Below are 7,300 nucleotides of genomic sequence, written 5' to 3'. Positions count from 1 at the left end.
TTCAGCGCCGCACTATGTCCTGCCTCATCGGCGAGAGGAGCGTATTTATCCCCGAGCCATCCGGCTCAAATCGCCGAAGTATCCGATCAGAAATAAAAATGCCAGTCAGCTTAACTGACTGGCATTAGGCTCAGGGCTGCGTTTTTTTTCGCCTGAAAAAAACCGGGAGCCGAAATCGAATAAACCTTTTGATACAGGTGTTCTCAGGTTTGTATTCACTTTTTTTCACAATCTCGACTTTAATCATTCCTTAACCCGTGTGTTACAGACTCTTGATCGCATTTTTCGATATTTCAAAGCGAAATTTTCCGCTTTAATTCGATAGATAAATCGATAGTCTTGGGCCAGCACTTACAGGGATCTAGGCAAATGCAGCTACGAAACTCTACTTCCCGCTACGGCTGGGTCAGCATTTTCATGCACTGGGGTGTGGCGCTGGCGGTCGTCGGATTGTTCGCGTTGGGGCTGTGGATGGTCGGGCTCGACTACTACAGCACCTGGCGCAAAGACGCGCCGGACCTGCACAAGAGCATCGGCCTGGTGTTGCTGGGCGTGATGGTGCTGCGGGTGTTGTGGCGCTTCGTCAGTCCGCCGCCACCAACCTTGTCCAGCTACAGCCGCATGACGCGCCTGGGCGCCAGGTTCGGCCATGGCTTTCTGTATCTCAGTCTGTTCGCTGTGATGATTGCCGGTTACCTGATTTCCACCGCAGAAGGTGTCGGTATCCCGGTGTTTGGTTTGTTTGAAGTGCCTGCGCTGGTGTCCGGGCTACCGGACCAGGCCGATACCGCCGGTGTGATCCACCTGTACCTGGCGTGGGTGCTGGTAATTTTTTCCGGCCTCCATGCGTTGGCAGCATTGAAGCACCACTTTATCGACCGTGATGTGACCCTCAAGCGCATGCTGGGTCGCAAAGCCTGAAGCTCAACCTCGACTCCAAAGGAAAACAAAGTATGTTGAAAAAGACTCTGGCCGCTCTGGCAATCGGTTCCGCCCTGTTGTCCGCCGGTAACGCAATGGCCGCTGACTACGTGGTCGACAAGGAAGGCCAGCACGCCTTCGTTGACTTCAAGATCAGCCACCTGGGCTACAGCTTCATCACCGGTACCTTCAAGGACATCGACGGCAAGTTCAGCTTTGACGCTGCCAAGCCTGAAGACAGCAAGATCGAATTCAACGTGAACACCGCCAGCGTGTTCACCAACAACGCAGAACGTGACAAGCACATCTCCAGCAAAGACTTCCTGAACGGCAGCAAAGCCACGTTCGTTTCCACCAGCGTCAAACCTACCGGCAAGAATGCCGCTGGCAAGGACACTGCTGACGTGGCTGGCGACCTGACTATCCTCGGTGTGACCAAGCCAATCGTGGTCAAGGCCACTTTCCTGGGTGAAGGCAAGGATCCATGGGGCGGCTACCGTGCAGGCTTCGAGGGTACTTTCAGCCTCAAGCGTTCCGATTTCGGCAAGCAGAAAGACCTGGGCCCATCGTCCGATGCAGTTGAAATGTACGTGACCTTTGAAGGTGTCAAAGCGAAATAATTTTAGCGCCTGACAAAAAACGCCCGCTGCTCTTTTGAGCACGGGCGTTTTTTATTGCCCTACGCAATCCCCCTGTAGGAGCTGGCTTGCCAGCGAAGGCGTCTTTGAACGTTGCGTCGGTCTTTCGGACGCCTTCGCCGGCAAGCCGGCTCCTACAGGTTTTGTGTTCAGGCATAAAAAATGCCCCGGACCTTTCGGCACGGGGCATTTTTTATTGCAGCGATAAATCAGCGATTGCGGGTCAGCAATGCCGGTTTTTCACCGCGAGGACGGCTTGGCAGTTGATCCAGCTGCTCAGGTGTCGGGAAGCGATCGGCCTTCGACTCCTTGTGCATGATCTTCGGCGCAGGACCGCGCGGGTTCTGCACGGCCGGTTCCGAACGCGGTTGATCGTCCCGGGCCGGGCGGCGGTTGCGCGAGTCTTCGCGACGGGCCTGGCCATCACGTGGTGCGCCGCTGCGTGGACCGCTGCGCTTGGCTGGCGGGGTGCCGGTACTGGCGCCATCGCTGTTGCGCGGACCGTTCTGGCGGCCACCTTGTGGCTTGCCGCCACGAGGAGCGCCCGAACCGGCGGCGGTGCCTTGTGCCGGTGCACCTGGACGACGACCACGGCCCTGGGCAGGTTTCTGCTGTGGCACGTAGTCGACGCGGTTTCCGAAGTTATCGATATCGTCGTCCAGGAACTCGTCCGGAGCACGATCAGCCGCGGCACGCGGCGCCTGGCTTGGCTGGCGCTGTTCGCGGGCCGGGGTGCCTTCGCGCGGCTTTTGCTGACGGGCCGGACGCTCACCGCGCTCGGCCGCCGGCTTTTCCTTGCCCTTGTCCTTGCCTTTGTCCTTGCGACCGCCACCACCGCCGCCGCCATTCGGACCATCACCGCGCGGGCCACGTGGATTGCGCGGGTTGCGCACGTCCGGACGCTCGCGTGCTTCAGGCTTCTCGGCTTCCACAGCGCTGATATCGAAGCCCATCAGGTCGCCGTCGGCGATTTTCTGCTTGGTCATGCGCTCGATGCTTTTCAGCAGTTTTTCTTCGTCCGGGGCCACCAGCGAGATCGCCTCGCCCGAACGACCGGCACGGCCGGTACGGCCGATGCGGTGCACGTAGTCTTCATCGACGTTAGGCAGTTCGAAGTTGACCACGTGTGGCAACTGGTCGATGTCCAGGCCGCGAGCCGCGATATCGGTGGCAACCAGGATGCGCACGGTACCGGCCTTGAAGTCGGCCAGGGCTTTGGTGCGCGCGTTCTGGCTCTTGTTGCCGTGGATCGCGACGGCGCTCAGGCCGTGTTTGTCCAGGTACTCGGCCAGGCGGTTGGCGCCGTGCTTGGTGCGGGTGAACACCAGGACCTGTTCCCAGGCACCGGCGGTGATCAGGTGCGCCAGCAGCGAACGCTTGTGGTTGGCCGGCAGGCGGAATACGCGCTGTTCGATGCGCTCGACCGTGGTGTTCGGCGGCGTGACTTCGATGCGTTCCGGGTTGTGCAGCAATTTGCCGGCGAGGTCGGTGATGTCCTTGGAGAAGGTCGCCGAGAACAGCAGGTTCTGGCGTTTGGCCGGCAGTCGGGCCAGGACCTTCTTCACGTCATGGACAAAACCCATGTCGAGCATGCGGTCGGCTTCGTCCAGCACGAGGATTTCCACGTGGGACAGGTCGACGCTGCCTTGGCCGGCGAGGTCGAGCAGGCGGCCAGGGCAGGCCACCAGCACGTCGACGCCACGGGACATGGCCTGGACCTGCGGGTTCATGCCGACGCCACCGAAGATGCAGGCGCTGACGAACTTCAGGTCACGGGCATAGACCTTGAAGCTTTCGTGCACTTGCGCGGCGAGTTCGCGAGTAGGGGTCAGGACCAGTACGCGCGGTTGGCGCGGGCCGTGACGCTGGGATTTGTCCGGGTGACCGTTGGGGAACAACCGCTCCAGGATCGGAAGGGCGAAACCGCCGGTTTTACCAGTACCTGTCTGTGCCGCGACCATCAGGTCGCGACCTTGCAACACGGCGGGAATGGCCCGCTGTTGCACCGGAGTAGGCTCGGTATAGCCCGCTGCCTCGATGGCGCGGACTAAAGCCTCGGAGAGACCGAGGGAAGCAAAGGACATGAGTAATCCTGTTCTAAGTTAGGGCTTGGCCCAATGGGAGTCTTGCCTGGCGCGAATGGCGTTTATGGGGAACGCAATCCCGTCCGGTCCTGCTTCGGTCACGAAGGCTCGTCTGGAGCGCTCGCGCGGGCTGAAAAGCTGCGCTGTAGCGGGGTCGAGATGCCTTGAACGGTTCCGAGCGTCCGGGCGTGAGCCTGGCGGGAAGGCCGGAGTATAACAGAGCAATCACTGCGCGCCGCTTTCCTGCTGCTCAACGGTTTTTTCCGTGTTGGCCGTGGTTCGTGCGGGGTTGACGATAATGGCCGGGGCGGCGCCATAGCGCGCGCTGAGTTCGGCGTAGGCCGGTTCGCGCTTGAAGCGTTTGAGTTCGGCGCCGAAGCGCTGCACCAGCAGGTCCATGCCGGCATTGCGGCGCACTGCCAGAAACTGGCTCTGCTGACTGATGATCGTGGGGTTTTCGGTGATCTTGCTACGGATGTTCAGTTCGTCGAGCAGGTGCTGGCCGACCCGGCGGTCGGTGATCAGCAGGTCGATCCGCCCGCGCACCAGCTTGCCGAAGTTCGCTTCATGGCTGGGGGCCGGTTCCCGGGTGAACAGGGTCGAGTCCCGAAAGTCCTGGCTGTACAGGTAGCCGGGAGAGATGCCGATGGTCAGGCCGCGCAGTTCGTCCAGAGTGCGAAACGGGTGGGGCCGGGCATTGGCGTAGAACATCACGAACTGGACTTCCGAGAGCGGTTCGCTGGGGTAGAGCAGGGTCGCATCGCGCTCTTCGCTGTGGAAAATGTCCAGTGCACCGTCCGCCTGGCCGGTTTCGAGCATCGACAGGCAGCGTTTCCAGGGCAGGAATTGCCATTCCACTTCGATGCCCAGGCGCTTGAAGACGATGGCGGTGGTTTCGTAGTCCAGCCCCAGGGCCTTGCCGTTTTCCTCGTACACGTAAGGTGCCCAGGGTTCGGTGACAATGCGCAATTTCTCGCCCCTAGCGGCAAAGCTAAGGCAAGTGATAACGAGCAGGGCGATTAACTGCGTGATCAAAGGCATGGGCTTGAGATTACGACGAGAAACGCGAAAGAGCCAGAAACTGGCAGCAGATGCTCTAACTCCGTGGATTGCCGCACAATAAAAGTGCGTGAAAGCAAAAGATCGCAGCCTTCGGCAGCGCCTACAGGGATTACACATTTCCCCTGTAGGCGCTGCCGCAGGCTGCGATCTTTTGATCTTGCCTTGATGCTTAACGCGGCAACTTCAGGTTGTTCCACACCGCCAGGCTCGCTTCAGCCTGGTTCAGCGTGTAGAAGTGCAGCCCTGGCGCGCCGCCCTGGAGCAGGCGTTCGCACATTTCGGTGATGACTTGCTCGCCGAAACGCTGAATGCTCTGGGTATCGTCGCCGTAGGCTTCCAGTTGCTTGCGGATCCAGCGCGGGATTTCCGCACCGCAGGCATCGGAGAAGCGGGCCAGCTTGCTGTAGTTGGTGATCGGCATGATCCCCGGCACGATCGGAATGTTCACACCCTTGGCCCGCACACGCTCGACAAAGTAGAAGTAGCTGTCGGCGTTGAAGAAATACTGGGTGATCGCACTGTCGGCGCCAGCGTTGGCCTTGCGCACGAAGTTGTCTATATCGTCTTCGAAGTTGCGGGCCTGTGGATGCATTTCCGGGTAGGCAGCGACTTCGATGTGGAAATGATCACCGGTTTCTTCACGAATGAATTCAACCAGGTCGTTGGCGTGGCGCATTTCGCCGCTGGCCATGCCCATGCCCGAAGGCAGGTCACCGCGCAACGCGACGATGCGCTGGATGCCGGCGGCCTTGTACTGGCTCAGCAGGCCGCGCAGGTCGGCCTTGCTGTCGCCGACGCAGGACAGGTGCGGTGCGGCCGGGACTTTGACTTCGCTTTCGAGCTGCAACACGGTGTTGAGCGTACGATCACGGGTCGAACCGCCGGCGCCGTAGGTGCAGGAGAAGAAATCGGGGTTGTACGTGGCCAGCTGGCGGGCAGTGGCGAGCAGCTTTTCATGCCCAGCGTCGGTCTTGGTAGGGAAGAACTCGAAGCTGTAGCGACGATCTTGGGACATGGTCATATCCTTGGAAACACGTAAGCCTGGAAGACGTGCACATCCCCATGTGGGAGCGGGCTTGCTCGCGAAAGCGGTGGGTCAGACAACATTTATGTCGAATGATGAACCGCCTTCGCGAGCAAGCCCGCTCCCACAAGGGAGAGCAGGCTGCAGATCCGATCAGTAGCGGTAAGCGTGCGGCTTGAACGGACCTTCGACGGTCACGCCGATGTAGTCGGCCTGGGTCTTGGTCAGTTGAGTCACGACGCCGCCGAAACCGCGGACCATTTCCAGGGCCACTTCTTCGTCGAGTTTCTTCGGCAGTACTTCAACGGTCAGGCGCTCGGCTTTCTGGGCTGGCGACAGGTCGGCGTACTTCTGGCCGAACAGGAAGATCTGCGCCAGTACCTGGTTGGCGAACGAACCGTCCATGATGCGGCTTGGGTGGCCAGTGGCGTTGCCCAGGTTAACCAGGCGGCCTTCAGCCAGCAGGATCAGGTAGTCGTCGTTCTGCGGATCGAAATCGCCAGCGCCGGTACGGTGGATCTTGTGAACCTGCGGCTTCACCTCTTCCCATGCCCAGTTCTTGCGCATGAAAGCGGTGTCGATTTCGTTGTCGAAGTGGCCGATGTTGCAGACAACAGCACGCTTCTTCAGGGCTTTGAGCATGTTCGCGTCGCAAACATTGACGTTACCGGTGGTGGTCACGATCAGGTCGATCTTGCCCAGCAGCGCTTTGTCGATGCTGTCTTCGGTGCCAGTGTTGATACCGTCGATGAACGGCGAAACCAGTTCGAAACCGTCCATGCAGGCTTGCATGGCGCAGATCGGGTCGACTTCGGAGACTTTAACGATCATGCCTTCCTGACGCAGGGACTGGGCCGAGCCCTTGCCCACGTCACCGTAGCCGATGACCAGCGCTTGCTTGCCGGACAGCAGGTGGTCGGTACCACGCTTGATGGCATCGTTCAGGCTGTGACGGCAGCCGTACTTGTTGTCGTTCTTGCTCTTGGTCACCGAGTCGTTGACGTTGATGGCCGGGATCTTCAGCTCGCCCTTGGCCAGCATGTCCAGCAGGCGGTGCACGCCGGTGGTGGTTTCTTCGGTCACGCCGTGAACGCGGTCCAGTACCTGTGGGTACTTCTTGTGCAGCAGCTCGGTCAGGTCGCCGCCGTCGTCGAGGATCATGTTGGCGTCCCATGGCTGGCCATCCTTGAGGATGGTCTGCTCCAGGCACCACTCGTACTCTTGCTCGGTTTCACCTTTCCAGGCGAAAACCGGGATGCCGGCAGCGGCGATGGACGCAGCAGCCTGGTCCTGAGTCGAGAAAATGTTGCAGGACGACCAGCGTACTTCGGCACCCAGGGCAACCAGGGTTTCGATCAGCACGGCGGTCTGAATGGTCATGTGGATGCAGCCGAGGATCTTCGCGCCCTTGAGCGGTTGCTCTTCGGAGTACTTGCGACGCAGACCCATCAAGGCCGGCATTTCCGATTCGGCGATGATGGTTTCGCGACGGCCCCAGGCAGCCAGGGACATGTCGGCGACTTTGTAATCGTTAAAATCTGCAGGCGTGATAACAGCGCTCATGAAGAGCC

The 7,300-nt window shown here is 60.0% G+C and carries 6 protein-coding genes; 2 read left to right on the top strand and 4 right to left on the bottom strand.

The genetic code is table 11. The annotated features are described in order from the left end of the window. Positions 1-369: 369 nt before the first annotated feature. Positions 370-921, top strand: a complete 552-nt coding sequence (locus tag SOP85_RS06925) for a cytochrome b (RefSeq protein ID WP_274075621.1) — start codon at positions 370-372, stop codon at positions 919-921. Between the two features lie 32 nt (positions 922-953). After that, the gene (locus SOP85_RS06920; RefSeq protein ID WP_154947410.1) at positions 954-1,541 is read left to right on the top strand and encodes a YceI family protein; all 588 of its coding nucleotides are present in this window, start codon (positions 954-956) and stop codon (positions 1,539-1,541) included. Positions 1,542-1,768: 227 nt separating this feature from the next. Here SOP85_RS06920 and SOP85_RS06915 read toward each other — a convergent pair whose 3' ends face one another. The 4 genes from SOP85_RS06915 to ahcY form a co-directional block, all read right to left on the bottom strand. Beyond that, positions 1,769-3,643 carry a DEAD/DEAH box helicase gene (locus SOP85_RS06915; protein ID WP_274075620.1) on the bottom strand — a complete coding sequence of 625 codons (1,875 nt, stop codon included), beginning with the start codon at positions 3,641-3,643 and terminating at the stop codon, positions 1,769-1,771. Positions 3,644-3,868: 225 nt separating this feature from the next. Then, complete coding sequence (locus SOP85_RS06910) at positions 3,869-4,684, bottom strand: substrate-binding periplasmic protein (RefSeq protein WP_323626468.1); 816 nt, start codon at positions 4,682-4,684, stop codon at positions 3,869-3,871. Between the two features lie 190 nt (positions 4,685-4,874). Next, positions 4,875-5,720 (bottom strand): methylenetetrahydrofolate reductase [NAD(P)H], encoded by an 846-nt coding sequence (metF, locus tag SOP85_RS06905; protein ID WP_274075618.1) that lies wholly within the window; start codon positions 5,718-5,720, stop codon positions 4,875-4,877. A gap of 162 nt (positions 5,721-5,882) precedes the next feature. Then, entirely contained in the window at positions 5,883-7,292 is a 1,410-nt protein-coding gene (gene ahcY / locus SOP85_RS06900) for an adenosylhomocysteinase (protein ID WP_274075617.1), read from the bottom strand. Positions 7,293-7,300: the final 8 nt, after the last annotated feature.

The sequence above is a fragment of the Pseudomonas sp. YuFO20 genome, from assembly GCF_035064975.1.
Lineage (GTDB): Bacteria > Pseudomonadota > Gammaproteobacteria > Pseudomonadales > Pseudomonadaceae > Aquipseudomonas > Aquipseudomonas putida_AE.
Note: the sequence above shows the minus strand (reverse complement) of the source record. Positions and strands in the feature narration are given on the sequence as shown.

Coding starts and splice junctions, on each gene's coding strand:
- SOP85_RS06920 (WP_154947410.1), top strand. CDS start 954: ATGTTGAAAAAGACTCTGGCCGCTCTGGCAATCGGTTCCGCCCTGTTG.
- metF (WP_274075618.1), bottom strand. CDS start 5,720: ATGTCCCAAGATCGTCGCTACAGCTTCGAGTTCTTCCCTACCAAGACC.
- ahcY (WP_274075617.1), bottom strand. CDS start 7,292: ATGAGCGCTGTTATCACGCCTGCAGATTTTAACGATTACAAAGTCGCC.
- SOP85_RS06915 (WP_274075620.1), bottom strand. CDS start 3,643: ATGTCCTTTGCTTCCCTCGGTCTCTCCGAGGCTTTAGTCCGCGCCATC.
- SOP85_RS06910 (WP_323626468.1), bottom strand. CDS start 4,684: ATGCCTTTGATCACGCAGTTAATCGCCCTGCTCGTTATCACTTGCCTT.
- SOP85_RS06925 (WP_274075621.1), top strand. CDS start 370: ATGCAGCTACGAAACTCTACTTCCCGCTACGGCTGGGTCAGCATTTTC.